Annotated in this window: 23 protein-coding genes and 1 tRNA gene; 11 read left to right on the top strand and 13 right to left on the bottom strand. The window is 66.1% G+C overall.

What is annotated here, in order from left to right; all coding sequences use genetic code 11:
• Positions 1-23: 23 nt before the first annotated feature.
• Together HWN72_RS11510 and HWN72_RS11505 are read right to left on the bottom strand one after the other, a co-directional pair.
• Entirely contained in the window at positions 24-677 is a 654-nt protein-coding gene (locus tag HWN72_RS11510) for a CHAP domain-containing protein (RefSeq protein WP_211150339.1), read from the bottom strand.
• 109 nt (positions 678-786) lie between these two features.
• Positions 787-975, bottom strand: a complete 189-nt coding sequence (locus HWN72_RS11505) for a hypothetical protein (RefSeq protein ID WP_211150338.1) — start codon at positions 973-975, stop codon at positions 787-789.
• Between HWN72_RS11505 and der the strand changes: the two genes are divergently transcribed.
• On the top strand, positions 974-2,353 hold the full coding sequence (gene der, locus HWN72_RS11500; protein ID WP_008833521.1) for a ribosome biogenesis GTPase Der: 1,380 nt from the start codon (positions 974-976) through the stop codon (positions 2,351-2,353). The two genes, HWN72_RS11505 and der, sit on opposite strands and share 2 nt — an antisense overlap.
• 96 nt (positions 2,354-2,449) lie before the next feature.
• On the opposite strand, the gene HWN72_RS11495 is transcribed toward der, so the two are convergent.
• From HWN72_RS11495 to HWN72_RS11475, 5 genes are all read right to left on the bottom strand, one after another.
• Positions 2,450-3,604, bottom strand: a complete 1,155-nt coding sequence (locus tag HWN72_RS11495) for an AI-2E family transporter (RefSeq protein ID WP_008833520.1) — start codon at positions 3,602-3,604, stop codon at positions 2,450-2,452.
• 234 nt (positions 3,605-3,838) lie between these two features.
• Entirely contained in the window at positions 3,839-4,327 is a 489-nt protein-coding gene (gene bfr / locus HWN72_RS11490) for a bacterioferritin (RefSeq protein ID WP_008829349.1), read from the bottom strand.
• 72 nt (positions 4,328-4,399) lie between these two features.
• The gene (locus tag HWN72_RS11485) at positions 4,400-4,594 is read right to left on the bottom strand and encodes a bacterioferritin-associated ferredoxin (protein ID WP_008829348.1); all 195 of its coding nucleotides are present in this window, start codon (positions 4,592-4,594) and stop codon (positions 4,400-4,402) included.
• A gap of 66 nt (positions 4,595-4,660) precedes the next feature.
• Positions 4,661-5,956 (bottom strand): DUF418 domain-containing protein, encoded by a 1,296-nt coding sequence (locus tag HWN72_RS11480; RefSeq protein ID WP_051586706.1) that lies wholly within the window; start codon positions 5,954-5,956, stop codon positions 4,661-4,663.
• Positions 5,935-7,002: an SPOR domain-containing protein gene (locus HWN72_RS11475; protein ID WP_211150337.1), complete on the bottom strand. Its 1,068-nt coding sequence runs from the start codon at positions 7,000-7,002 to the stop codon at positions 5,935-5,937. The genes HWN72_RS11480 and HWN72_RS11475 overlap by 22 nt, the downstream gene beginning before the upstream one ends.
• A gap of 218 nt (positions 7,003-7,220) precedes the next feature.
• Here HWN72_RS11475 and HWN72_RS11470 point away from each other — a divergent pair, with 218 nt between their 5' ends.
• Positions 7,221-7,940 carry a ParA family protein gene (locus HWN72_RS11470; protein WP_069708104.1) on the top strand — a complete coding sequence of 240 codons (720 nt, stop codon included), beginning with the start codon at positions 7,221-7,223 and terminating at the stop codon, positions 7,938-7,940.
• Positions 7,941-7,955: 15 nt separating this feature from the next.
• Positions 7,956-9,233, top strand: coding sequence for an SPOR domain-containing protein (locus tag HWN72_RS11465; protein ID WP_008829344.1), 1,278 nt, complete (start codon positions 7,956-7,958; stop codon positions 9,231-9,233).
• Between the two features lie 128 nt (positions 9,234-9,361).
• Here HWN72_RS11465 and HWN72_RS11460 read toward each other — a convergent pair whose 3' ends face one another.
• Entirely contained in the window at positions 9,362-10,615 is a 1,254-nt protein-coding gene (locus tag HWN72_RS11460; RefSeq protein ID WP_211150336.1) for a dihydroorotase family protein, read from the bottom strand.
• The gene (locus HWN72_RS11455; protein WP_211150335.1) at positions 10,612-11,592 is read right to left on the bottom strand and encodes an aspartate carbamoyltransferase catalytic subunit; all 981 of its coding nucleotides are present in this window, start codon (positions 11,590-11,592) and stop codon (positions 10,612-10,614) included. Before HWN72_RS11455 ends, HWN72_RS11460 begins: the two co-directional genes overlap by 4 nt.
• A 155-nt stretch (positions 11,593-11,747) precedes the next feature.
• Here HWN72_RS11455 and sppA point away from each other — a divergent pair, with 155 nt between their 5' ends.
• Positions 11,748-13,646: a signal peptide peptidase SppA gene (sppA, locus tag HWN72_RS11450; protein WP_211150334.1), complete on the top strand. Its 1,899-nt coding sequence runs from the start codon at positions 11,748-11,750 to the stop codon at positions 13,644-13,646.
• Positions 13,647-13,851: 205 nt separating this feature from the next.
• Here sppA and HWN72_RS11445 read toward each other — a convergent pair whose 3' ends face one another.
• Positions 13,852-14,016 carry a hypothetical protein gene (locus tag HWN72_RS11445; protein ID WP_211150333.1) on the bottom strand — a complete coding sequence of 55 codons (165 nt, stop codon included), beginning with the start codon at positions 14,014-14,016 and terminating at the stop codon, positions 13,852-13,854.
• A 144-nt stretch (positions 14,017-14,160) separates the two neighbouring features.
• On the opposite strand from HWN72_RS11445, the gene HWN72_RS11440 reads away from it, so the two are divergent.
• Together HWN72_RS11440 and tig are read left to right on the top strand one after the other, a co-directional pair.
• Positions 14,161-14,245: transfer RNA gene (locus HWN72_RS11440), tRNA-Leu, on the top strand.
• A 75-nt stretch (positions 14,246-14,320) separates the two neighbouring features.
• A complete protein-coding gene (tig, locus tag HWN72_RS11435) occupies positions 14,321-15,895 on the top strand; it encodes a trigger factor (RefSeq protein ID WP_211150332.1) in 1,575 nt (524 codons plus the stop codon).
• Positions 15,896-16,092: 197 nt separating this feature from the next.
• Here the strand turns inward: tig and HWN72_RS11430 are convergent, their stop codons facing one another.
• On the bottom strand, positions 16,093-16,719 hold the full coding sequence (locus tag HWN72_RS11430; protein WP_248005944.1) for a hypothetical protein: 627 nt from the start codon (positions 16,717-16,719) through the stop codon (positions 16,093-16,095).
• Positions 16,720-16,880: 161 nt separating this feature from the next.
• On the bottom strand, positions 16,881-18,335 hold the full coding sequence (locus tag HWN72_RS11425; RefSeq protein ID WP_211150331.1) for an amidase: 1,455 nt from the start codon (positions 18,333-18,335) through the stop codon (positions 16,881-16,883).
• A 621-nt stretch (positions 18,336-18,956) separates the two neighbouring features.
• Between HWN72_RS11425 and clpP the strand changes: the two genes are divergently transcribed.
• The 4 genes from clpP (at position 18,957) to HWN72_RS11405 (ending at position 22,393) form a co-directional block, all read left to right on the top strand.
• Positions 18,957-19,625 (top strand): ATP-dependent Clp endopeptidase proteolytic subunit ClpP, encoded by a 669-nt coding sequence (gene clpP / locus HWN72_RS11420; RefSeq protein WP_008828343.1) that lies wholly within the window; start codon positions 18,957-18,959, stop codon positions 19,623-19,625.
• 120 nt (positions 19,626-19,745) lie between these two features.
• A complete protein-coding gene (clpX, locus tag HWN72_RS11415; RefSeq protein WP_008828342.1) occupies positions 19,746-21,008 on the top strand; it encodes an ATP-dependent Clp protease ATP-binding subunit ClpX in 1,263 nt (420 codons plus the stop codon).
• A gap of 97 nt (positions 21,009-21,105) precedes the next feature.
• On the top strand, positions 21,106-21,447 hold the full coding sequence (locus tag HWN72_RS11410) for a low molecular weight protein tyrosine phosphatase family protein (RefSeq protein ID WP_211150330.1): 342 nt from the start codon (positions 21,106-21,108) through the stop codon (positions 21,445-21,447).
• A gap of 94 nt (positions 21,448-21,541) precedes the next feature.
• Positions 21,542-22,393: a VOC family protein gene (locus HWN72_RS11405; protein ID WP_211150329.1), complete on the top strand. Its 852-nt coding sequence runs from the start codon at positions 21,542-21,544 to the stop codon at positions 22,391-22,393.
• A gap of 1 nt (position 22,394) precedes the next feature.
• Here the strand turns inward: HWN72_RS11405 and HWN72_RS11400 are convergent, their stop codons facing one another.
• Positions 22,395-23,351: a cation diffusion facilitator family transporter gene (locus tag HWN72_RS11400; protein ID WP_211150328.1), complete on the bottom strand. Its 957-nt coding sequence runs from the start codon at positions 23,349-23,351 to the stop codon at positions 22,395-22,397.
• A gap of 357 nt (positions 23,352-23,708) precedes the next feature.
• Between HWN72_RS11400 and HWN72_RS11395 the strand changes: the two genes are divergently transcribed.
• Positions 23,709-26,276 carry a TonB-dependent receptor gene (locus HWN72_RS11395; RefSeq protein ID WP_211150327.1) on the top strand — a complete coding sequence of 856 codons (2,568 nt, stop codon included), beginning with the start codon at positions 23,709-23,711 and terminating at the stop codon, positions 26,274-26,276.
• The last annotated feature ends 301 nt before the right edge of the window (positions 26,277-26,577 follow it).

The raw sequence follows: 26,577 nt of genomic DNA, 5'->3' as shown, positions 1-26,577 counted from the left end.
GTGCTCTTCGGGGGATGAGAAGGTTAGAATTTTCCGGCGATAATGTCGCCGATAGGGTCGCTGCGGCGGCCCTTTTTCTTTGCCGGACTGCCATCGCGGGCAAAGGCAAGACGAACTTCGCCGCGATCGGGCTCTGCATCCCTGAACTTCGTGCCGGGCTTGGCGTTGTAGATGAAGCCCGAGACCGGCCAGTGTGTGTTGCCCAGATTGCGTGACGGCCCGTACCAGATGCGCACCTCGCTCCAGTCGTTGTTCGGCGAGACGTCGAGCGCGGTGACGTTGCGCTCGATCTCGCCCGGCACCGACCAGTTGGCGTGGCTGAGCAGCACCGTGCGCGCATCGACGATGCGACTGACGGTGGCGACATGGCCGAGCTTCGAGTTGTTGAACGGCTTGATCGCCATCACCGCGCCCACGCGCGGCGATCCGCCGGTGGCGTAGCGGCCCTTGGCCTGACCCCACCAGGTCCACGCATCGCCATAGAGTTGGATGCCCGAAGTGGTGCGCGCATAAGGCACGCATTCGAGGTGGCCGGGGGTATTGGGCACGCTCACGGCCGAGCCCGCGCCGCCGTCGCGCGCGCCGTCCGCGTCGATGACGGTCGCGGCCATGGCGGTTGCGGGAAGCACGCTCGCCAGAGCCAGCGCTGCAACAGTGATGTGTCGAAAAGCCCTCATGAACGCCGTTTTGCCCTCGGAACATTGCCATGCGTCTTCCGGGGTTGGTTAACGACGAGCGGCCGAAAGGTTCCGGTCGAGTTGCTCAAATCGGCTCCAATATTGAGCATCAATCGATTGCATCGACGTTAACGCGGATTTTCGTCCTTTTCCTGATGCCTTTGTAAATGCAGGTAATCGGCGGGCTTTTCGCGAAGTGGTCGGGGCTGACGCCGACGGGTCCTGCTCTTGGTAGGGCGGCGCGAATCACCGCAAAGCTTGCTAAATTCGCCGGAAATCCCCAAGCGGTGGGAATCATGCTTCCCCAAGTTATCATCATAGGCCGACCCAACGTCGGCAAGTCCACGCTGTTCAACCGACTCGTCGGCAAGAAGCTGGCGCTGGTCGACGACCAGCCCGGCGTCACGCGCGACCGTCGTTTCGGCGATGCCGAGCTTATCGGCCTGAAATTCCAGATCGTCGACACCGCCGGCTGGGAGGACGACGAGGCCGAGACGCTGCCCGGCCGGATGCGCAAGCAGACCGAGGCCGCGCTGGCGACCGCGGATGTCGCGCTGTTCGTGGTCGATGCGCGCGCGGGGCTCACCCCGCTCGACGAGGAGATCGGCAACTGGCTGCGCGCCTCGCCGGTGCCGGTGATCCTGCTTGCCAACAAGGCCGAGGGCCGCGCGGGCGAGGGCGGGCTGCTGGAGGCCTATTCGCTGGGCCTCGGCGATCCGATCGGTGTCTCCGCCGAACACGGCGAAGGCATGGCGGATCTGTTCGAGGCGCTGCTGCCGCACCTCGATCCGCTGCAGCCGCCCGAAGACGAATTCCCCGAGGAAGAGGACGAGGAAGCGCGCCTGCTCGCGCCGCTCAAGCTGGCGATCGTCGGCCGTCCTAACGCGGGCAAGTCCACGCTCATCAACAAGCTGCTGGGCGAGGACCGCCTGCTCACCGGGCCGGAGGCGGGGATCACCCGCGATTCGATCACCATCCACTGGAACTGGACGGACCCCAAGACGCAGGACACGCGTGAGGTTCACCTGATCGACACGGCCGGCATGCGCAAGCGCGCCAACGTGGTCGAGAAGCTGGAGCGCATGGCCGTGGCCGACGCGCGCCATGCGATCGATTTCGCCGAAGTCGTCGTGTTGCTCCTCGACGCCACGCGCGGGCTGGAGCACCAGGACCTGACGATCGCCTCCAAGGTGCTGGAGGAGGGCCGCGCGCTGATGATCGCGATCAACAAGTGGGACGTGGCCGAGGATGCCTCGGGCCTGTTCAACGGCATTCGCGCCGCGCTGGATGATGGACTGGCGCAGGTTCGCGGTCTGCCGCTGCTGGCGGTCTCTGCGCGCACCGGCAAGGGGCTGGACGAGATGATCGCCGCGGCCTTCTCCATCCGCGAGGCGTGGAGCAAGCGCGTGCCGACTTCGGCGCTCAACCGCTGGTTCGACGATGCGCTGGGCGCCAACCCGCCGCCGGCGCCGGGCGGCAAGCGCATCAAGCTGCGCTACATCACGCAGGCGAAGACCCGTCCGCCGGGCTTCGTGGTGTTCGGCACGCGCCTCGACCTGCTGCCGGAGAGCTACAAGCGCTACCTCATCAACGGGATGCGGCGCGAACTGGGCTTCGAATCGGTGCCGATCCGCCTGAACCTGCGCAGCGCGAAGAACCCGTTCAAGAAGGACTGAGGGCGGGCGCAGGCCCACCCCGTCCGGCTAGGTCCTTTGAACCAAGCCTCCCGACCCTCCCGCTTGCGGGAGGCGTTAGGGGTGGGTCTTCCCCGGTTACGAAGGGTGCGCGACGGCTTCCTCTACCGCCTTTGCCGCACCCGCTTCGGTCTGCACCGGGATCGGCGAGCCTTCCGCCACAGCGGCTTTGGCCTCGCGCCGGTCGCGATGCTGGTTCCACACCGCGATGAACAGGGCGGCGATGACCGGGCCGATGATGAAGCCGTTGAGGCCGAACAGTTCCAGCCCCGAAAGCGTCGCGATCAGCACCACGAAGTCGGGCAGGCGGGTGTCGCGGCCGACGAGGATCGGGCGCAGCACGTTATCGACCATGCCGATGATGAACACGCCGCAGAACACCACGATTCCGCCGTGCACAGTGTTGCCGGAGGCGAACAGGTAGATCGCGGCGGGCACCCAGATGATGCCGGTCCCGACGGCAGGCAGCAGCGAAAAGAACCCCATCAGCACGCCCCAGATCACCGCGCCCTCGATGCCCAGCACCGAGAACAGCAGCCCGCCGAGCAGCCCTTGCACCACCGCGACGACCACGGTGCCGCGCATCGTCGCGCGCACCACGAGCAGGAAGTTCTGGATCAGCGAATCGCGCGTGTCGGCGTGGAGCGGCATGCTGGTGCGCACCATCTCGCCGTAGCGGTCGCCGTCACGCAGCAGGAAGTAGCTGAGATAGAGCATCACGCCCAGCGCCGCCACGAAGCTCAGCGCACCCTGACCGACCGAGAGCACCCGGCCTGCGACGGTCTGCAAACCGCTGGTGATGCTGGAGCCGAACTGGCGGCGGATCGTCTCGAAATCGTTGAGGCCGAATTCGGCGACCATGCTGCGCACGCGGTGCGGCAGAGCGCCCTGGACCTGCTGGACGATGCGGCCGAAGTCGATCTGGCCGGTGGTGATCTTCTGGTAGAGGACCGTCGCCTCGTTGACGATGCTGATGCCAAGCAGGATCGTCGGCACCACGAACAGTGCGATCAGGCCGAACAGAACGATCGAGGCGGCAAGGTTCTTGCGTCCGTCCAGCCGTTCGGCGAGCTTCGCGGTCATCGGCTGGAACATGATCGCGGCGACCACGCCCCACAGGACAGCGCCGAAATACGGGGCGAGCAGATAGGCCCCGGCCAAGGAAATAAGCACCACGAGGACGGCGAAGCCGACATCCTCGGTCTGTAACCCACGCTTTTCGTCAGATCCCATTACCACCCCTTACAACGCAAAACCGCCGCTGCCATCCGATAAACGACGGCAGCGGCGGCGGTTCCCGTTGGGGTCTGTCGGTAAATCCGCCGCAGGCGTATTTTGCGGCACCGGCCCCAAATGCGAGCATCCGGCCCACCCGACCTCCCACGAGCGTACCATAGATGGGAGGTCGGGTGGGGGCGTGGGCCGGTGCCGCATGAGAATGCCCCGCAGGGCATTCTCACAAGCAAATCAGGATTCCGATTCGCCGGCCGGCTTGCTCTGGAGCTGGCAGTAGTTCTGGATGCCCATGCGGGCGATCATGTCGAACTGCTTTTCGAGGAAGTCGACGTGCTCTTCCTCGCTCTCGAGGATGCGGGCGAAGATCTCGCGGCTGACGAAGTCGCGCACGGTCTCGCAGTGGGCGATGGCTTCCTTGAGCATCGGGATCGCGTCGTATTCGAGCGCGAGGTCGGCCTTGAGGATTTCCTCGACCGTTTCGCCGACGCGCAGCTTGCCCAGGTTCTGGAAGTTGGGGAGGCCGTCGAGATAGAGGATGCGATCGGCCAGCACGTCGGCGTGCTTCATTTCGTCGATCGACTCATGGCGCTCGTACTCGGCGAGCTTCTTGATGCCCCAGTTGTCCAGCATGCGATAATGCAGCCAGTACTGGTTGATTGCGGTGAGCTCGTTGAACAGCGCCTTGTTCAGAAACTCGATAACCTTGAGGTCGCCCTTCATCGCGCGGAAACTCCTATGCTGGAGCCGCGGCCTATATCCGGCAATGTCGAGTCGGGCAAGTCAGGTCATGAATTACGCGGCGGCAGCTATTCCCATTCCGGCGGACGAAACTTCGTCGGCGATGATGTCTTCGGCTTCGTCCAGGCACTGGCGGCACTGCGGGGTGCGGCCGAGCGAGCCGTAGATCGCTTCGGCATTGCCACGCACACGGCGGGCTGCGCAGCGAAGTTCGGTCTCTCGGATGGCATTGCAGATGCACACGTACATGAGCGAATCCTTGTGTTCTTCGCTCAATATATGCGAGTGCGAATGGATCGCAATAGCGAAAATGCATCACGCCATACGATTGTTCAGCGGCTTATTGTTCAAAAGGCGGTGCTCCACGAGCGACCGCCAGAGCCATTCGAGCGGCCCGCGCCGGAAATGCCGCAGCCAGACCGGGCTCCACGCCAGCATCAGCGCCCAACCGCCGAGCACGAACAGCCATTGCCGCGCAGGCGGGATCTGACCGTAAAGTCCAAGGCCCCAGCCGTAGAACACGAAAGTCATGACGAGGCTGGTGGCGATGTAGTTGCTGAACGCCATTCGTCCGGCGGCGATCAGGCGGCGGCCGAGCCACGTCGGCGCGATTCGGGGCGCGGCGAGCACCAGCAGCCCGGCATAGCCGACGCCGCCCAGTACGTGTGGCATGGCGAGCCCCCATACGAGCGCGGCCTGCATGGCGACGGCCGGGAAATGGCGCGGCCAGGCCCAGCCGAGGAACATTACGGTCAGGGCCATCCCCGCGAACGTGCAGGCGAGCGAGACTTCGATCAGGCGCTTGCGGCGCAATGTTCCATCGAACAAGCCGGCCCGATAGAGCGCCATGCCGATCAGCATCAGCGGCAGTGTTTCGGAGAACGAGCCCGATATCATCTGGATCTGCCAGAAGGGGCGTTCGATCAACTTGACCCGCAGGAGGTCGAGCCAGCCAAGCCGGGCCTCGTGCATTTCCTGCGCTGCCCAGTCGTACATCGGCTGCAGTCGGGCCGCGAGCAGGCGCAGTTGCTCCGTCGTGGCGACGTGGTCGCGCACGGCGTGTTCGGCGTCGATGGCGGTCGCGGCGTCGAACATCCCCCAGATGTGCCAGGCGTAGTAGAGAGCAAGGGCGATCCACAGCAGCATGCGGTCGCTGAGCGGGCGCATCAGCAGCGCCGCGATGCCGCAGGCGGCGTAGAGGAACAGGATGTCGCCCCACCACAGCAGCAGGTAATGCGCGATGCCCAGCAGCAGCAGCCAGCCGAGCCGTCGCAGCTGGATCTGGTCGCCGTCGCGCCCAGCCGCCTCCGCGCGTTCGTGGAACAGCACCAGCCCGGCGCCGAACAGCAGGGTGAACAGCGCCCGCATCTTGCCCTCGAAGAACAGGAAGCTAAACGCCCATGCGGCCTCGTCCAGCGGGCTGACGGGATGGAGGAGCGTCGGCGTCGTCGTGCCGATCATCGGCCCGGCGAACCCGGCGATATTGATCGCCAGGATGCCGAGCACGGCGACGCCGCGGATCAGGTCAAGCGTTTCCAGCCGCGCCGGGGCAGCGGCGGGCGCATCCTCTTCGGCGAGGTCGGAGAGGGTCAGTCCCTGCTCGCCAGACACCCGAAGCCACCGGCGGTCAGGCGGGCACAGGCAGCGTCGGCCTCGGCCTTCGAGGCGAAGCCGGTGGCCTGCAGCTTCGTCAGCCGTCCTGCGGGCACCAGCGCGCGCGGATGACCGGCGAGTTCGGGGCGGCCCTTGATCTTGCCCCACAGCGCCTCGGCATTGCCGGGAACGCCGAAGGCGCCGAGCTGGACGCGCCACGGGCCGGAGGCCGCGGGTTTTGGTGCTGGGGGCTTGGGTGCAGGTGCCGGTTGCGGCCCAAGTGGCTTGACCGGCGCGGGCTTGATTGGCGCAGGAGCGGCGCTGCGGGGCAGGGTATCGCTCGTTCCGGCGGCGCGGGCGGCTTCGGTGACGGCGCGCTTCGCCTCGGTCACCTCTGGCGCGCGGACCGGCTCGGCCATGGCGAGGCGGGTGCCGAGTTCGGCCGAGGCGCTCTGGCGCTGGAGGTTCGCCTGCGTTTCGGCCGCGATCTTCTGGGCGAGGACGACGCTCTTCTGACGGTCCGCCAGCGGGATGTTGCGGTCCATCTGCTCCAGCGCGCTCTTCGCCTGCGGCAGTCCGGCCGCCTGCGCAAGACTTGCCAGCGCATAGGCGCGCACCCAGTCCTTGGGCACGAGGTCGCCGTTGAAGTGCGCGACGCCGAGAATGTATTGCGCGCGCGGATCGCCGCGAGCGGCGGAGTTCTGGATATAGGGCAGGGCGCGCTGGCGCTCGCCGCGCTGGAACAGCAGCAGGCCGTAGGCGTCGGCGGCCTGCACATGGCCCTTGGCAGCGGCCTTGCCGTAAAGATCCTCGGCGCGGGCCAGGTCGAGCGGCTCGCCGCGTCCCAGCTTGTAGGCCTGCGCCAGGTTGAACTGCGCGTCGGGGTCGCCCTGGTTGGCGAGCGGCTGCCAGATGCGCACGGCGTCGTCGTAATTGCCGCTGGACCACGCATCGACGCCGTCTTTTACACTGGTTCCGGCCATGTCGGCGGCGAGTCCCGCGCTCCATGCTGGCACGGCGAGCGCCACCATGGCGGCGGTGAGTATCGGGAGAATCTTGCTCACGTCGTCGGTGTTCCGCTACTGCCCCGTAGAAGGTCCAGGATCCCCATGAACCACGGATTGTGGTAAGCTAAAAGCGTTAACGTGGGGTGCACTCTGAATCGTCACACTTGCGCCGGTGAACGCCCGGTTTCGCCCCTCTAAGCAATTAACCGTAAATTAGGAACGATCTGGCACTCCCATCGGCAGGGCACTGCGCCCGCCGTATAGGGGAATCGGTTTTGCGCGTTTTGGCTTTGGCATCGCAGAAGGGCGGATCGGGCAAGACGACGCTGTCCGGCCATCTTGCCGTGCAGGCGCAGCGCGCCGGAGCCGGGCCGGTCGTGCTGATCGACATCGACCCGCAAGGCTCGCTTTCCGACTGGTGGAACGAGCGCGAGGCGGAGATGCCGGCCTTCGCGCAGACCACCGTGGCGCGCCTTGCCGCAGACCTTCAGGTGCTGCGCCAGCAGGGTTTCAAGCTGGCGGTGATCGACACCCCGCCCGCAATTACCCTCGCGATCCAGAGCGTCATCGCCGTCGCCGAACTCATCGTCATCCCGACCCGCCCCAGCCCGCATGACTTGCGCGCCGTGGGCGCCACCGTCGACTTGTGCGAGCGGTCGGGCAAACCGCTGGTCTTCGTCGTCAACGGCGCCACGCCCAAGGCGCGCATCACCGCCGAGGCTGCCGTCGCGCTCTCGCAGCATGGCACCGTGGCCCCGGTCACCGTGCACCAGCGCACCGATTTCGCGGCCTCGATGATCGATGGCCGCACCGTCATGGAGATCGACCCGAACGGTCGCTCCTCCGCCGAGATGGCCGCCTTGTGGGCCTATGTCGCCGACCGTCTCGAAAAGAATTTCCGCCGCACGATCTTCGCCGCACCCGCTGTCGGACAGCCGGTGCAGGGAGGCGTGCTGCGTCCGGTGGGCGGTTTCGGCCGCCGTGTTCCGGCCTGATTTGGGGTAGATGCCATGAAGAACCGCCACAGCAACAGCGCCCGTAACGCAGGCTTCACCTTGTGCTCGGCCATGGTCGCGGCGCTGCTCGCGGGCTGCGCGGGTGGGCCGCACGGTGTCGCCAGCGCGGGTGACGCGCGCGTCGCCGAGGGGCAGGTCGCCGGAGTGGACGAGGGGGCCCTTTCCAAGGTCGAGGCGCGCGTCGCCAAGTCGCCGCGCGACATGGGCGCCCGCTCGGCACTGGCGCAGGGCTATCTTGCCGCAGGTCGCTTCAATTCGGCCGCCACGACCTTCGAGGACGCGCTGGCGCTGGGCGACCGCAGCCCGCGCACGGGGCTTAGCCTCGCGCTCGCCTACATCGGTTCGGGCCGCAAGGCCGAGGCGCTCGACGTACTGCAGCGCTTTGCCAACAAGCTCCCGGCGAGCGACTACGGCCTCGCCGTGGCGCTGGCGGGCCAGCCTGCGCAGGGCGTCGAGGTGCTTTCGCAGGCCGTGCGCGGCGGCGAAAACAACGCCAAGACGCGTCAGAACCTTGCCTATGCTTATGCCCTCGACGGCCGCTGGGCCGAGGCGCGGGTGATCGCGTCGCAGGATGTCTCGGGCGATGAACTCGAAGCGCGCCTGCAAGACTGGGGCGCCAAGGCGAGCCCCGAACAGGGCCGCGCACGCGTCGCCGGCCTGCTGGGCACGCCGCTGCGCCTCGATCCGGGCCAGCCCACCGCGCTGGCACTGAACGGTATCGATCATACCCCGCGCGTGATGATGGCTGCGGCTGAGCCGGTTGCTGAACTTCCGGCCGCCGAAGAGACCGCGCCTGCTCCGGTCTTCGCCGAGGCACCTGCGCCGGTCGCTCCGGCGATGGCGTTCGCGGACGAGGCGCCGCGCCGCTCGATCGAGCGCGCTTTCGACGGTAGCCTCGCGCGCATGCAGAAGCCGCAGGTCAAGAAGGCGGCGGCGAAGGCCGCTCCGGTTAAACAGGCCGTGACTGGCCAGTCGGGCAGCCATCTGGTGCAGCTCGGCTCGTTCAGCACGATGGACGGCGCCAAGCGGGCCTGGGCGATCTTCCAGAAGCGCGACCCCTCTCTGCGTAGCCATGCGCTGCGGATCACCGAGGCCGACGTCAACGGGCGTCGCTATTACCGCGTCGCCGCCGAAGGTTTCGCGCGCGGCGTGGCGCAGTCGATGTGCTCGACCGTCAAGGGGCGCGGCGGCGAATGCCTCGCCTATGAGGATGGCCGTTCGCTGCCGGGCGCGGTCGCTGCGCGTGGCAGGCCGATGCTGGCGAGCCGCTGATCACATGACGTCGTCCCGGACTTGATCCGGGACCGCTGGCCGTGAACAGCCCACCTCGCGGCGCGCGCAGCAAAGTCGCACCTAAAGACAGCCACCGGTCCCGGATCAAGTCCGGGACGACGGGGGCCTTACCCGCCGATCTTCTTCATTCGCACCGCGACGCCGCCCTTGAACAACGCGAGGACGCGGCCCTGAACGGGCTGGCGGTCGAACGGGGTATTGCCCGCGGCCGCCGCCATCTTGTCCGAATTGACGATCCACGGCCGCTCGGGATCGAGCACGGCGATGTCGGCTTCGGCGCCGACCGCCAAGCTGCCTGCGTTCACGCCCAGCAGCTTCGCCGGGTTGGCGGCGATCAGCTCGAAGGCGCGGGCCATGTCGATCACGCCGTCGCGCACGAGGCTCATCGTCAGCGGCAGCAGCGTCTCCGCGCCTGCCATGCCGGGGGCCGAATCGCTGAACGGCAGGCGCTTGTCCTCCGGTCCGCGCGGATCGTGGCCCGAGGCGATCACATCGATGGTGCCGTCGGCGATGGCGCCGACCACCGCCTTGCGATCCGCCTCGCAGCGCAGCGCGGGCGAGAGGTGGGTGAAAGTGCGGAACGCCCCGATCGAAAGGTCGGAAAGCATGAAGTAGGCCGGGCTCACCCCCGCCGTCACCTTCAGCCCGCGCGCCTTGGCCGCGCGCACCAGTTCCAGCCCGGCGGCGGTCGTGACGTTGCGGAAGTGGATCGCGGCATTCGCCATCTCGGCCAGCGCGATGTCGCGGGCGATCGCGAGAGCCTCTGCCTGCGCAGGTGCGCTGGGGAGGCCGAGGCGGGTCGCCATCTCGCCCGCCGTGGCGACGGCATTGCCGACGATCCCGGCGTCCTCGGCATGGGCGATGACGACCATGCCCAGCATCCCGGTGTACTGCAGCAAGCGCAGCATCGTGCCCGAATCGCCGATCCAGCGCCGCCCGGTGCAGACCGCGCGCGCACCGGCATCGCGCATCATCGCGATCTCGGCGAGCGCCTTGCCCTCCAGCCCCTGCGTCGCGGCGGCGAGCGGGTGGACCCAGAAGTCCGGCTTGCCCGACTGCGCCGCGAAGCGCACCCGCGCCGATACGTCGAGCGGCGGGTTCTGGTCGGGCATGAGCGCGGCGCGAGTGATGCCGCCGAAGTGGAACGCGGGCTTGTCGATCGCGAAGACGCCGATGTCGACGAGGCCCGGCGCCACGATCTGGCCCCGCGCGTCATGCACGGTGTCGCCGTCCTGCGGGGCGACGTCGGCGCCGATCGCGGTGATGAACCCGCCCTCGCAGCGCACGGCGCCGCTCTGGATCGAGCCATCGGCCAGCAGCAGGCGGCCACCCGTGACGGTCAGGGGTGCGTGAAGGCTCATGCCCAGCCCTCCATCTTGCGGCCTTTTCGGGTGAGGACATCGAGGCAGGCCATGCGGATCGCCACTCCCATCTCGACCTGCGTGGTGATCATCGAGCGCTCCACATGGTCGGCGACGTTGCTGTCGATCTCGATCCCGCGGTTCATCGGGCCGGGGTGCATGACCAGCGCGTTCGATTCGGCCAGTTCCAGCCGGTCGAGCGTCAGTCCGTAGAGGTGGCGATATTCGCGCGGGGACGGGATGAACTGGCCCTCCATGCGCTCCATCTGCAGGCGCAGCATCATGACCACGTCCGCGCCTTTCAGCGCCGCGTCGAAGTCATGGAACACCGTCACGCCCATCTGCTCGATATCGGCGGGCATCAGCGCGGGCGGCGCGCAGACCCGCACGTCGGCGCCCAGCGAGGCGAGGCACAGGATGTTCGAGCGCGCCACGCGGCTGTGCAGGATATCGCCGCAAATCGTCACCCGCAGCCCGTTGAAAGCGCGCTTGGCCTGCCGGATCGTCAGCGCATCGAGCAGCGCCTGCGTCGGGTGCTCATGCTGGCCGTCCCCGGCGTTGAGCACCGGGCAATCCACCTTGTCCGCGATCAGCTGCACCGCGCCGGAGGAGGCGTGGCGGATGACGATGGCGTCGGCGCGCATGGCGTTGAGCGTCATCGCCGTGTCGATCAGCGTCTCGCCCTTCTTCACGCTGGAGGTGGCGACCGCCATGTTCACGACGTCGGCGCCGAGGCGCTTGCCCGCGATCTCGAAGCTCAGGAGTGTGCGCGTCGAGTTCTCGAAGAAGGCGTTGATGATGGTCATGCCGGAAAGCAGCTCGACCCGCTTCTGCGCGCCCCGGTTCATTTCGACCCACTGTTCCGCCTCGTCGAGCAGGAACCAGATCTGGTGCGGGGCTAGCCCTGCGATGCCCGTGAGGCCGCGATGCGGAAAGGCGAGAGCGCCTGCCGGATAGGTGTATTCTGGAGGTGTCATTAAAGACCACGCCATAGGCGGGGAGCCGGGGGTGAGCAAGGGCGATCCAGCCATTCCTCCCCCGATGCGAAAAGGAATGGAACCGCTTTGGTGCCCGCCCCTTTCCCATTCCGCACCGCAGCAGGTAAGGCTGCATGCGAAAGGCAGGTCGTTACATGAGATTCGCGCGCAAGGTCTGGAAGTTGCTGGTCGCCGTGAAGGATGCGCTGGCGCTGCTGTTCCTGCTGGCTTTCTTCGGGGTGATCTACGCCGCGCTCTCGGCGCGGCCGGTCGGCGGCAAGGTGGAGAACGGGGCTCTGCTGCTCGAACTCGACGGCACCGTGGTCGAGGAGAAGAGCAAGGTCGACCCGCTCCAGCTGCTGACGTCCGGCGGCGAGCAGGTCCACGAATTCCAGGCCCGCGACGTCGAGCGGGCGCTGCGGCTGGCGGCGAGCGACAAGCGGATCAAGGCGGTCGTCCTCGACCTCTCGCGCTTCATGGGTGGGCGCTATGTCCACCTGCATGATATCGGCGCGGCCATCGACGAAGTGCGCAAGGCGGGCAAGCCGGTGCTGACTTTCGCCAATCTCTATGCCGATGACGGCGTGCAGCTGGCGGCCCACGCCAGCGAGGCCTGGGTCGACCCGATGGGCGGCGCCTTCGTGGCGGGCCCGGGCGGCAACCTGCAGTTCTACAAGGGCCTTTTCGACAAGTACGGGGTCAACGCGCATGTCTACCGCGTCGGCACCTATAAGTCGGCGGTCGAGCCCTACATGCGCACCGGCCTCTCGCCCGAGGCGCGCGAGGACTTCAAGCTGATCCTCGATTCGCAGTGGAACGCCCTGCGCGCCGAGATCGCGAAGGTGCGGCCCAAAGCGCAGCTCGATCGCATGGTCGCGGACCCGGTCGGCTGGAACAAGGCCCACGGCAACGACATGGCCGAGGCCGCGAAGGCGGCGGGCCTGATCGACCGCATCGGCGACCAGACCGAGTTCGAGGCCCGCGTCGAGAAGCTGGTGGGCGAAACCACGATCGGCCATTCGGACAAGGACGCGCCGGACTACGCGCATACCGGGCTGGCGACCTGGCTGGCGGCGAACCCGGTGAAGGGGGAGGGCGCCAAGATCGGCGTCGTCACCATCGCCGGAGAGATCGTCGACGGTGAGGCTGGTCCCGGCACGGCGGGCGGCGACCGCATCGCCGCGCTGCTCGACGAGAACCGCGAAGAGGGCATGAAGGCGCTGGTTGTGCGGATCGATTCGCCGGGAGGCTCGGTCATGGCGTCGGAGCGTATCCGCCGCGCGATCCAGCGCTGGCGCGATGCCAAGATCCCGGTCGTGGTGTCGATGGGCTCAATGGCAGCGAGCGGCGGCTACTGGGTCTCCACGCCCGGCCAGCGCGTGTTCGCGGAACCCGCGACGATCACCGGCTCGATCGGCGTCTTCGCCTTCGTGCCCAGCTTCGAGAAGACGCTGGCGGACTTCGGCGTGACCAGCGATGGGGTGCGCTCCACGCCGCTGGCCGGGCAGCCGGACATTCTCGGCGGCTTCACGCCTGAGGTCGAAGCCATGCTTCAGGGCTCGGTGGAGAGCATCTACGGCAAGTTCCTCGGCATCGTCGGCAAGGCGCGCGGCAAGACGCCGCAGCAAGTCGACGCGATCGCTCAGGGCCGCGTGTGGCCGGGTGCGGACGGGCAGCGGCTCGGCCTCGTCGACCAGATGGGCGGGCTGGACGATGCGCTCGCCTATGCCGCGAAGCTGGGCGGCGTGGGCAACGGCAAGTGGCAGGCGGTCTACCTGGAGGAACCGGAGGATTCGTTCAGCGCCTTCGTGCAGAGCATGACGTCCGGTTCGCAGGAGCAGGCGGCAGCCTACGACTTTGCCGGGCTGGTGGCGCAGCGCCAGCGGCTGCAGATGGCGCAGGCGGTGGCGCGGCTCGACGGTGTGCTGGGCGCGCAGGGCGTGCAGGCATACTGCCTCGCATGTGCGGCCGGGCCTGACTATCGTGCGGTGGCAAAGCCGGCGGGCGAGGGTTCGACCGTGGCGATGCTCGCGCGGCTGGCAGGGTGGAAGTAGGCTGACAGGGTGGCGCGCGGCCCTTCGACAAGCTCAGGGCGAGCGGGGGCGGGGTAGTTCGCTTTCCTCTCCCCGCTCATGCTGAGCCTGTCGAAGCACGAGCGGAAGCACTCACCCATCGTCATTGCGAGCGTAGCGAAGCAATCCAGGGCAGCATTACGCCGCCCTGGATTGCTTCGCTACGCTCGCAATGACGAAATGAGCCTCAATCCGGCGGCGGCAGTTCCACCGGCGCCTCATCGGGCTGGTCGAAGTCCGGACCCTGCGGCGGTGTCTCATCCGGACCGCCGGGAACGCCGGGGGCGTTTCCGGGCGTCGGGATTTCCGCGGGCGTGTCGCCGGGGCTGTAGACGGGTGGCTGGGTGGCCATGGTGATCTCGCTCCTCTCGCCCCCTCGCACACATAACCCGGCGCACAGCCGATCCGTTCCGTGACAGCATAGCGACTCGTCGCACTTGCCCTTTTCTCCGGCTGCCATTAATGGCCCGTCCCTTGAGTTTCAGGCTACACTCATGCGGGCGTGGCGGAATTGGTAGACGCGCTGGTTTTAGGTACCAGTATCGAAAGATGTGGGGGTTCGAGTCCCTTCGCCCGCACCAATCCGCCGCCTGTGCGAGGGAATGCCGCGTAATGCTGGCCGAGAGGCCCTTTGGATTGCACAGGAAGGCATCGAAATGCAGATCGTCGAAACGACCAACGAAGGCCTGAAGCGCGCCTATACGGTCACCATCCCCGCCGCCACCATCACCTCCAAGGTCGAGGGTGAGGTCAAGAAGATCGCCCCGCAGGTGCGCATGCCCGGCTTCCGCGCCGGCAAGGTTCCCGCGAACCTCGTCAAGAAGCTGCACGGCCCGGCGATCCACCAGGAAGCGCTGAACACCTCGATCCGTGAAGCCATGGACAAGCTGGTGGCCGACAACGCCCTGCGCCCGGCGATGAACCCCGACGTCAAGCTGACCGACGGCTACGAAGAGGGCAAGGACGCCGAGCTGACCGTCAGCCTCGAAATCCTGCCGACCATCGCCGCGCCCTCGCTCGACGGCCTGAAGCTCGACAAGCTGACCGTGCCCGTCTCGGATGAAGCCGTGACCGAAGCGGTCGCGAACATCGCCAAGCAGCAGCAGCGCTTCGAGACCAAGGACGGCGAGGCCGCCGAGGGCGATCAGGTCATCATCGACTTCACCGGCAAGCTCGACGGCGTCGAGTTCGACGGCGGCAAGGCCGAGAAGGCCCCGCTGGTGATCGGCGCCGATCGCTTCATCCCGGGCTTCGAAGAACAGCTCAAGGGCATCAAGGCCGGTGACGAGCGCACCATCACCGTGACCTTCCCCGAGGACTACCCGGCCGAGAACCTCGCCGGCAAGGAAACCACCTTCGACATCGTCGCGCACGAAGTGAAGGCGCCTGCCGAATCGAAGCTCGACGACGACTTCGCCAAGGAACTGGGCCTCGAGAGCCTGGAGCAGCTCACCGGCCTGCTGCGCGGCCAGCTGGAGCAGGAAACTGCCGGCCTGACCCGCACCGCCATGAAGCGCTCGCTGCTCGACCAGCTGGCCGCCGGCCATGACTTCGACGTGCCGCCGACCATGGTGGAAGCCGAATTCTCGCAGATCTGGCAGCAGCTGATCCAGGAAGCGCAGAACGAGGAAGACCCGGCCGCCGCTCTCGAAGAGATCGAGGCCGAGAAGGACGACTACCGCAAGATCGCCGAGCGCCGCGTGCGTCTGGGCCTGCTCCTGTCGGAAATCGGCCAGGCCAACGGCGTCGAAGTGACCCAGCAGGAAATGGGCATGCTGATGCAGCAGGCTGCGCAGCAGTACCGCCCCGAAGATCGCCAGCGCTTCTTCGAATACGTCCAGCAGGACCCGATGATGGCCGCCCAGCTGCGCGCTCCGCTCTATGAGGACAAGGTCGTCGACTTCCTCATCGAGAAGGCCGAAGTCACCGAGCGCGAAGTGACCCGCGACGAGCTGCAGGCCGCGATCGAGGCCGACGCCGACGGCGAGAAGCCCGCTGCCGAGGCGAAGCCGAAGAAGGCTCCGGCCAAGAAGGCTGCCAAGAAGGACGAAGCGGAAGCCGCTCCGGCCCCCGAGGCAGAAGCGGAAGCTGCCGCCGAGGCGAAGCCGAAGAAGGCTCCGGCCAAGAAGGCTGCCGCCAAGAAGGACGACGCTGAAGAGGCTCCGGCCGACGAAGCCAAGCCCGCCAAGAAGGCGCCGGCTAAGAAGAAGGCCGCTGCCAAGGAGGACTGATCCCTCCCTTGCGGTTCGACCGATAACCAAAAAGCCCCGGTGCAGCGATGCACCGGGGCTTTTTGTGTTCCCGTCGTCCCGGACTTGATCCGGGACCGCTGGCTGTCTTTAGATGAGCGCCGTCGGCAAGTCGCCCTGACGCGAGCGCAGTTGTTCACGGCCACCGGTCCCGGATCAAGTCCGGGACGACGACGGGTTCAATCCCCGATCTTCCCGAACGGCACCAGCTTGCGCGCCAGTTCCGCCGCCGCCTTGCCGTTGTTCGCCCGCAGCGAGGGCAGGACCGAGAGCGCCGCGCGCTTCATCAGGGCATCGAGGGGAGTCGCCGCCTGCCCGGTCGCGGCGGCTTCGGCCCAGCGCCTCGCCTGCGCGATGTCGCTCGGGTCGTTGCGGATCTGCAGCAGCGCGGCGAGGCCGGGGTAGAACGCCCGGTCGCCGCCGAGTGCAACGGCTTTCGCCAGCGCGGTTTCTCCGGCCGAGACCCGCGCGCCCAGCGCCGTGCGGGCCAGGAACCCGCCGAGTTCGTCCACCGCGCCGAGGTGCCATCCGGCGATCACGATCTGCGCCTCTGGATCGCGCGGGTTGGCCGCCGCCAGCTTCTGGAACACGTCGAGCGAGGCCCGCACGTCCGAGCGGCTGCGGGTCAGCTTGCCGCGATAGCCGATGGCGATGGCCCGCTGCAGCGTCGCCTCATGATCGTTCGGCCGCGCGGCGAGGATGCGATCCGAAGCGGTGATCGCCTGCGCGACCAGCTTGAGCGCCTGCGGTTTGGTGGCAGTCTGGAAAGCGGCGGTCGTGAGCAGTTCGCGGGGCGTGTCGGCCAATGCCGCAGCCGGAGCCATGGAAACGATTGCACTGAGGGCTAGCAACGAAGTTCGGTACACAGGGTCTCCTGCGAGGCTGGAACTGGGCAAGATGGCCGAGAGCGAGGGCGCCCGCCAGTCCCTATCGTCGCGGCGCGCATCCCGATCGTCCCGTTTTCGGTCTATTGCGCCCAGTTGCGCAAGGCTGGAGCGGTCAGTGTGGCACTGCGCGACCGTTCGTAGCCGGCGCCGATGCGCAGCACTTTGGCATCGTCCCATTTCCCGGCCATGAACGAAATTCCCACCGGCAATCCCTCGACCGTGCCCATCGGCACCGAGAGGTGCGGATAGCCCGCGATGGCTGCCAGCGATCCGGCACCGACGTCGACGAAATTGTCGCCCAGCACCGGATCGATCGGCCAGGCCGGGCTGGTGGTGGGAGCGACGAGGACATCGACGTCGTACTTCCTCAGAAGCGCGTCGATCCCCTCGGTCCCCGCGAGCCGCCGGGCATCGGCGCGGGCCTTGGCGTAGGCGGCGGGATTGGTGGTCGTCAGCGCCTTCTCGAAAGTCTGTTGCCCGTACCAGCGCAGTTCTTCCGCAGCGTGTGCCTTGTTGAAGGCGATCAGCCCGGCAAGGTCGCGCGCGGGTGCCGGGCGGGGCAGGTCGCCTAGGTAGGCGTCGATGCCCACCCGGAACTCGTGCAGCATGATCGTGAATTCGGCCTCACCGAGCCGCTCGTCGGGCTCGAAATCGATCTCCACCACTTGCGCCCCGGCGCGCTTCATGTCGGCGAGCGCGGCATCGAACAGCGCGGTGAGCGCCGACATGTGCCCGGCCTGACGGCGCAGCACGCCTACGCGCACGGCCTTCAGGCTGACCCTGCCCAAACCGACGGTGAAGTCCGGCTTGTGCCGGTCGGCATCGGCGGTGGCCGGATCGGCGGGGTCGCTGCCGGCCATTGCGTTGAGCAGCAGCGCGGCGTCGGCGACGCTTGTGGCCATCGGCCCGGCGGTATCCTGGCTCGAACTGATCGGCACCACGTAGGTGCGGCTGACCAGCCCGACGGTCGGCTTGAATCCGACGAGCCCCATCACCGAGGCGGGGCAGGTGATCGAGCCGTCGGTCTCGGTGCCGATCGCCGCCCACGCCATGCCCGCCGCCACCGCCGCGCCGCTGCCCGAGGACGAGCCGCAGGGGCTGCGGTCGAGCGCGTAAGGGTTCTTCGTTTGCCCGCCCACCGCGCTCCAACCGCTGGAGGAGTGCTCGCCGCGAAAGTTCGCCCATTCGGAGAGGTTGGTCTTGCCCAGGATGACCGCGCCCGCTTTGCGCAGCTTCGCCACCAGCGGTGCGTCGCGTCCCGTGGCGTTGTCCTTCAGCGCGAGGCTGCCCGCGGTCGTGGGCATGTCGCGCGTCTCGATGTTGTCCTTCACCAGCACCGCGCGCCCGGCGAGCGGGCCTTTGCCCTTGATGGCCAGCGATTCCGACGGGGCCACGGCGACGACCGCATGGATCGCCGGGCCGCTGTCGTCGATCGCCTCGATCCGCTTGAGGTAGGTTTCGGGCGTCTCCTGCGCGGCGACGGGAATCGGAGACGCGGCGAGAAGGCCGAGGGCGAGGATGAAGGGGCGGTTCACGTAAAAGGCTCCGGCGGGGTGGAGCGCAGCACGATGGCCGAAGCGGCGTCGCGGTTCCAGCGCCCATTGCGGGTTTTTCGATGGGGGGCGGGGGGCGGGATGACGGCAAGGGGTGGTAAGCAGCCATTGCGGAGCGCCCACCCCGTCCGGCTAGGCAGCAAGCTGCCAAGCCTCCCGGCCCTCCCGCAGGCGGGAGGGCGAACACCGCTTGCCCGCCCGCTTGCGGGAGGGGCAGCGAGACTTGCTGAGCCGAAGGCGAAGTTAGTCGCAGCGGGGTGGGCAAAGCGCAACGTCCGCAACAGGGCGCTTCCGGAAAGTCCGCTTTCCTACATCCGACGCCGTCCCATACACTGCGCCGCATGCCCCATCCGACCGCCCAAAACCGCACAAGGTTACACCGCAAGGTGACACTTCCCCCTCACAAGGTGACACTTCCCGGCCCAAGGTGACACCTTCTCCCTCTGGACAGTGTAAACCGTGTAAACCTGCGTCACCTTGTGGACTTCGGGCAGCGCCTCCAGCGGCTTCTCCCCCGCCCATTCACGCCTGATAGGTTAACCCCCTTGAACATCGCGCATTGCCACGCGACATAGGCGAGGCAAAATCGCAAAGAGGACTCCCATGCTCGACCTGTTCGGCGCTTCGAACGCCCAAGGAAAGTTCACCACCGATCCCGTGACGGGCGCACTCGTGCCGATGGTCGTCGAGCAGACCAGCCGCGGCGAACGTTCGTTCGACATCTACTCGCGCCTGCTGCGTGAGCGCATCGTGTTCATCACCGGCCAGGTGGAAGACCACATGGCCTCGCTCATCGTCGCGCAGCTGCTGTTCCTGGAATCGGAAAACCCGACCAAGGACATCTCGATGTACATCAACTCGCCGGGCGGCGTGGTGACGGCCGGCATGGCGATCCACGACACCATGCAGTACATCAAGCCGCGCGTCTCGACCGTGTGCATCGGCCAAGCCGCGTCGATGGGCAGCTTCCTGCTCGCCGCCGGTGAGCCGGGCATGCGCATCGCGCTGCCGAACGCGCGCATCATGGTCCACCAGCCCTCGGGCGGCGCGCAGGGCATGGCCAGCGACATCGAGATCCAGGCGCGCGAAATCCTGCGCATGCGCCGCCGCCTGAACGATCTCTACGTGAAGTACACCGGCAAGTCGCTCGATGAGATCGAGAAGGCGATGGACCGCGACACGTTCCTCGAAGCTGACGAAGCGCTGGCATTCGGCCTCGTCGACAAGGTCTTCGAGACCCGCCCCGACGGCGACAAGCCGGCGGAAGCGTAACGTCCTGAAGCGGGACCGGCGCCTTCAGTCTCCGTCAAGCATTTGGCGGTAGGATTGCAAAGCCGGTCCCGGGCAGGCTAGAGTGAGCGAGTCGCCTCGGTTGGAGGCTAAAGACGGAAAATGACGAAATTGAGCGGATCTGACGCGAAAAGCACCCTATACTGCAGCTTCTGCGGTAAGTCGCAGCATGAAGTGCGCAAGCTGATCGCGGGCCCAACGGTGTTCATCTGCGATGAATGTGTCGAGCTTTGCAACGACATCATCCGCGAAGAAACCAAGGCGGGCATTGCCGGTCGCAAGGAAGGCGAGATCGTCTCTCCGCGCGACATCTGCGAGATGCTGAACGACTACGTGATCGGCCAGGAACGCGCCAAGCGCGTCCTGTCGGTGGCTGTCCACAATCACTACAAGCGCCTCAAGCACAGCGGCAAGCAGGGCGACGTCGAGCTGTCGAAGTCGAACATCCTGCTGGTCGGGCCGACCGGTTCGGGTAAGACGCTGCTCGCGCAGACGCTCGCGCGCACCTTCGACGTGCCGTTCACGATGGCCGACGCCACCACGCTGACCGAAGCCGGCTACGTGGGCGAAGACGTGGAGAACATCATCCTCAAGCTGCTGCAGGCGTCCGACTATAACGTCGAGAAGGCGCAGCAGGGCATCGTCTACATCGACGAGATCGACAAGATCAGCCGCAAGGCCGAGAACCCGTCGATCACGCGCGACGTTTCCGGCGAGGGTGTGCAGCAGGCGCTGCTCAAGCTGATGGAAGGCACCACCGCCTCGGTTCCGCCGCAGGGTGGCCGCAAGCATCCGCAGCAGGAATTCCTGCAGGTGGACACGACCAACATCCTGTTCATCTGCGGCGGCGCTTTCGCGGGCCTCGACAAGATCATTGCCGACCGCCTGCAGAAGCGTTCGATCGGCTTCGGCGCGCATGTCGCCGATCCAGACAAGCGCCGAGTGGGCGAACTGCTCCAGAAGGCGGAGCCGGAAGATCTCCTCAAGTTCGGCCTGATCCCCGAATTCGTCGGCCGCCTGCCGGTGATCGCGACCCTCAACGACCTCGACATCGAGGCGCTGGTCAAGATCCTCAAGGAACCGAAGAACGCGCTGATCAAGCAGTATGCGCGCCTGTTCGAGCTGGAAGACGTGGAGCTGACCTTCACCGACGACGCGCTGGAAGCGATCGCCAAGAAGGCGATCGAGCGCAAGACCGGCGCGCGCGGCCTGCGTTCGATCGTGGAAGGGCTGCTGCTCGACACCATGTTCGACCTGCCGACCGAGCGCGACATCGCCGAAGTCGTCGTCGACAAGGACGTGGTCGAGGGCCGCAAGGAACCCGTCCGCGTGCTCAAGGGCGACAAGGCGGAAGCTGCGGCCTGACGGCTCCGGTCCCCGCATCGCGAATACCACAAGGCCCGGTCGGTTCGCTGACCGGGCCTTGTGTCGTTGGGGGTCTTTGTCGAGCGGGCGGAGCCAGGTGAAGCGCTATCTCTTCATCTGCAGCCAGAACCGACTGCGCAGCCCGACCGCAGAGCAGGTTTTCGCATGCCGGGGCGATATAGAGGTCGCTTCGGCAGGCACCAACGCCGACGCCGAGGAACCGCTGACCGGAGAGCTGGTGACCTGGGCCGACGTCATCGTGGTTATGGAGAAGGTCCATCGCACCAAGCTGCAACAGCGTTTCCGGCGCTTCCTAAACGGGCAGCGCGTCATCTGTCTCGACATTCCGGACGACTTTGCCTTCATGGATCCCGACCTGATACGGCTGCTTGAACGCAAGATGGCGCGCTACCTGCCGACGACTGCCGATCGGACCTAGATCCTCGCACGGATATCGCCCGGACGGGTGCCCGCTTGCTTGGCAACCCGCGATGGCCGCCCCACTCTGCGGCAAACACATTGGGGAGAGAGCCATGGCCGCGCGCGTTCCGGTTTCGCGGGTGATCCACACCATTCACGCCGTCGCCGATATCCACGCTGCCCGCGCGCTTTACCAGGATGCGCTGGGCGGACTGGTCTTTGCGGAGAACTACTTCCCCGCCGAGGACCGCGACGCCGCGCTGCTCTACGTCACCGACCACATGGTCGAACCGATGGCGCCGCGCCGCGCGGATGACCTCAGCAAGCCGTTCGCCCGGCAGTTCGCGCGGATCGGGCAGGCGTTCCACTCGTTCGAGATCAAGGTGGCGGACGGCAAGGCAGCCAGCGCCGCCTTCCGGGAAGCGGGCTGCACCGTCGCCGCCGACTACGGCGTGTTCTTCTTCGTGAAACCCGAATCGACTGGCGGCGTCCTGCTGGAAGTCTGTGAACTGCCAATGCCCAACGATCCGTGGGAGCGGGGCAACTGGGACCCGTCAGTCGGGGCAGGGCATCACTGTACGGTGACCGGACTGGATCACATCGGCTGCGTCACCGCCGATATCGAGACGGCGCTGCGCTTCTTCACGGAGGTCGTCGACGGCGAAGTGCTGGAGGACGCCCGGACCGAACTACCCCAACCCGCGCGCCGGGTCCTGCTGCAAGTGGGCGACACGCGGGTCGCCTTCGTGCAGCCGGACGATCCTGCCGGTGGCCCGCTCGGTGCGTTCCTGCAAAGTACACAGAACGGCATCTATGCGCTCGTCTGGAAGATCGCCGATGCGGGCAGGGCGCGGGCGCATTTCGCGGACAAGCTGAAGCTGCGCCTGACGGGCGAGGGTTGCATATCATCCGGCTTCGCCATTCTGCCCGAGGACTTCCTCGGCGCGCGGCACGAATTCGTATAGCCTAGACGACGGCCTCGCTCTCCAGCGCGCAGGGGCTGTGGTCGTCGGTTTCGACCTGAATGGTCGGGTGGCCGATGCCGAACTCATGCTCGAGGTCATGGGCCAGGGCATGCAGGAATCCGTCGCCCGGCTGTCCGCCGGGCATGACGAGGTGCGCGGTGAGAGCGGTCTCGGTCGTGCTCATCGGCCAGATGTGCAGGTCATGGACGCGCACGACGCCCGGCCGCGCCTCGAGGAAGGCGCGCACGCGCGGGCCGTCGATGCCCTCCGGCACGCCCAGCATGCCCATGTGCAGCGAATCGCGCAGCAGGCCCCAACTCGACCATGCGATCACGACGGTGATGACCAGCGAAGTCACCGGATCGACGATCGCCCAGCCGGTCCAGGTGATCAGCAGCCCCGCGATGACCACGCCGACCGACACCAGCGCATCGGCCATGAGGTGCACGAAGGCGGCCCGCAGGTTCAGATCGGACTTTGAGCCCTTGGCGAAGAGCAGCGCGGAGAGGCCGTTCACCGCGATGCCGATCCCTGCGACGATCATCATCGTGGTGCCGCCCACCGGCTCGGGGTCGGCGAGGCGGCGCACCGTCTCGACCAGGATCGCGCCGATCGCCACCCACAGCAGCGCCGCATTGGCGATCGCGGCGAGGATCGAGGAACTCTTGAGCCCGTAAGTGAAACGCTCGGAAGGCGGGCGGGCCGACAGCACCGCCGCTGCCCAGGCGAGCGCCAGCGACAGCACGTCCGACAAGTTGTGCCCCGCATCCGCCAACAGCGCCATGGAGCCGCTGACGAAGCCAGCGACGACCTCGGCGATGACGAAAATCAGGTTCAGCGATACAGCGATGGCGAAGGCGCGGCCGGGATTGGCCGGCGCCGCATGCGTGTGATGATGCCCGTGGCCATGATTATGCCCATGCCCATGATGATGCCCGTGATGATGACCTGCGCTCATGGCCGAACGAGTGGCACGAGCGCCCGGTCGGCATCAAGCGATGACGTAACATCACGGCCGTATTACGTTTTTGCAGTGTTGCAGGCGCAGCAGCACTTTCCCTTTCCAGTGACATTTATGCCGCAGTGCAATATCGCGCGCGCACCATAAACTACTGAAATATTGTTGTTTTTTTGCAAAAAATTGTGTTGTGTTACGCTTGTGTCACAAAATATCGCGTTTGCGCACGCATTTGAGTCCTCACCGTCAGAAAGTTGTCATATCCCGCTGCTCTTAGCAGCCGCAGCAAATGCGGCGGGGCTGAAGCGTTCGTCGCACATTGTGACCACTCTAGTCTGACAAGATCAGGGGCATAAAATGAAACTCACCTCCCTCCTCTCCACGGCGACCAGCACGATCGCCGTTGGCGCCGCCTTCCTCGCGGTTCCCGCTTTCGCGCAGTCGACCGGTTCGGCCGACTTCGACGGCGACACCATCGTCGTCACCGGCGGCCGCGTGCACGACATTCTTGGGGTTCGCACGCCCGACTCGCCCAAGGCGAAGGTCGAGATCGGCCAGGAAATCATCGGTGCGCAGCGCGCTGGCCAGTCGGTCAACGAAATCATCAACTTGGTTCCGGGCGTCAGCTTCACCAACAACGACCCGTGGGGTTCGTCGGGCGGTTCGTTCACCATCCGCGGCTTCGATTCGAGCCGTATCTCGCAGACCTTCGACGGTATCCCGCTGAACGACTCGGGCAACTACGCGATCTACACGAATCAGCAGGTCGACGGCGAAATCATCGAGCGCGTCAACGTCAACCTCGGCTCGACCGACGTTGACAGCCCGACCGCAGCGGCTGTCGGCGGCACCGTCAACATCAACACCAAGATTCCGGACGAGAAATTCGGCATCATGACGAGCACGTCCTACGGCGACATCGCTGCCAAGGGGTCGGGCGGTGTCGATCGTTCGTACCAGCGCTTCTTCGCCAAGGTCGAAACCGGTGACCTGACCTCGAGCGGTCTGCGCGCCTACTTCACCGGCTCTTACCTGCGCAACGGCCCGTCGTTCTCGAATTACGGCAAGGTCGAGAAGAAGCAGTTCAACACCAAGATTTACCAGCCGCTCGGCGACAACGGCGACTTCATCTCGCTGGCTGGCCACTACAACGAGAACCGCAACAACTTCGGCGGCTCGCCGCTGCGCGCCAACGCGTTCACCGGCGACAAGGATCAGCGGTTCTACGAACTGGCAAACGGCTACCCCTGTACCGTCAGCGAGAACAGCACTCCAAACGGTTGCGGCACTGACTTCGAGCGTCGCTACAACCCGTCGAACACCGGCAACGTCCGCCTCGCCTCGCTGTTCCACCTCACCGACAAGCTGACGCTGTCGGTTGACGCGGCCTACCAGTACACCAAGGCCAACGGTGGCGGCACCTCGAACGCCTTCGAGGGCTTCTTCACCTCGGGCGGTAAGCAGTTCACCGGCAACTACGGTGGCCAGTTCTACTTCGGTCGCGATCTTAACGGAGACGGTGTGCTCGGTCGCGTGACCGTGCTCCAGCCGAGCCAAACCAAGACCAACCGCTATGTCGCGATCGCCAACCTCGGTTACGAAATCAACGACACCAATCGCATTCGCCTGTCTTACTCATTCGACCGTGCGCACCACCGCCAGACCGGTGCTGCCGGGCTGTTGAAGGCGAATGGCGAGCCTTACGATGTGTTTGCCGTCAACGATCCGCTGACGGACGTTTATGGCAACGTTCTGCAGAAGCGTGACCGCGACTCCTATGCCACGCTGCACCAGATCGCCGGCGAATATCGTGGTGACTTCTTCGAGGACAAGCTCTCGATCCTGCTGGGTGTTCGCGCGCCCTTCTTCACCCGCGACCTCACGCAGAACTGCTTCACCACCAGCACCGGCGGCACCTCCGGCGCTTTCGTGAACTGCGTACCGGCCGATCAGGCTGCTGCTTATGCCGCTGCCAACCCGTACGTGTACAACACGGTTACGGGTATCCCGAGCGGCGCGGCAGGCCCGCAGTCGCGCAAGCTCAAGTACGACAAGATCCTCCCGAACGTCGGTGCGACCTTCAAGATCACGCCGGAAGTCAGCCTCGCGGCCAGCTATGCGAAGAACCTCTCGGTTCCGAGCACCGACACGTTGTACAATTCCTTCTTCTTCCCGGCGGACAACGCTTCGTCGTATCGCAGTCCGGAAACCTCGGACAGCTTCGACCTGAGCCTGCGCTACTCGACCCCCATGGTTCAGGCATCGATCACCGGCTGGTATTCGATGTACAACAACCGTCTCGTTACCGCGTATGACATCGACGGCAACGCGACGGACACCAACCTCGGCAAGGTCAAGAAGTATGGCGTCGATGCCAGCGTCTCGGTCCGTCCGGTCCAGCCGCTGTCGCTCTATGTCTTCGGTTCGTACATCAACTCGGAAATCCAGGACGACGTTGCGACCACTGCAGGCGTGTGTAGCACTGCCAAGCAGACCGCAGGCGTGTGCTATGCCGTAGGCACCGGCTCGTCGGCGGCTTACTACTTCAATACCAAGGGTAACCGCGAACGCGGCGCCGCGAAGTGGCTGGTCGGCGGTCGTGCGCAGATCGAGGCGGGTGATTTCATCCTCGGCGCGCAGGCCAAGTACACCGGTTCGCGTTACCTGAACGACCTGAACTTCTCCGATCTGGTATATGGCGCCAAGTTCAAGAGCTACACGATCGTCGATCTCGACGTCCGTTATTCGCTCGCGGGCCTGGGGCTCGACAAGACCCAGATCCAGTTCAACGTGACGAACCTGTTCGACAAGTTCTACGTCGGCTCGTTCCCGGGCGGTTTCGATCTCTCGCCTAGCTCGACCAGTTCGTTCGTGAACTTCGGTTCGCCGCGTGCGGTTAGCGCCACACTGATCATGGGCTTCTGATCAAGCCTGCTCCGACGACGGAAACAGGAGAGGGGAGGAACCGTCAGGTTCCTCCCCTTTTTCTTTGCCCGTCGTGGATTGGAGGGTTGTCCTGTAATGGTGCGCTGCCTCGCCCCGAGCGACGATGCAGGCGCAATCCGTTTTCCTACATCGGACAGCGGGCCTAGCATGGGCCCATGAAAACTCGCCTGTCGCCTTGCCGGATACACGCCACGGAACGCGATTGCCACGCGTTCGGGTTTCGCGCCGGCGGAGTGGTAGGGCGTGCGCAAGGTGACACTTCGCGCGCGCAAGGTGACGC

The sequence above is a fragment of the Novosphingobium sp. HR1a genome (assembly GCF_015594425.1).
Classification (GTDB): domain Bacteria; phylum Pseudomonadota; class Alphaproteobacteria; order Sphingomonadales; family Sphingomonadaceae; genus Novosphingobium; species Novosphingobium resinovorum_A.
Note: the sequence above shows the minus strand (reverse complement) of the source record. Positions and strands in the feature narration are given on the sequence as shown.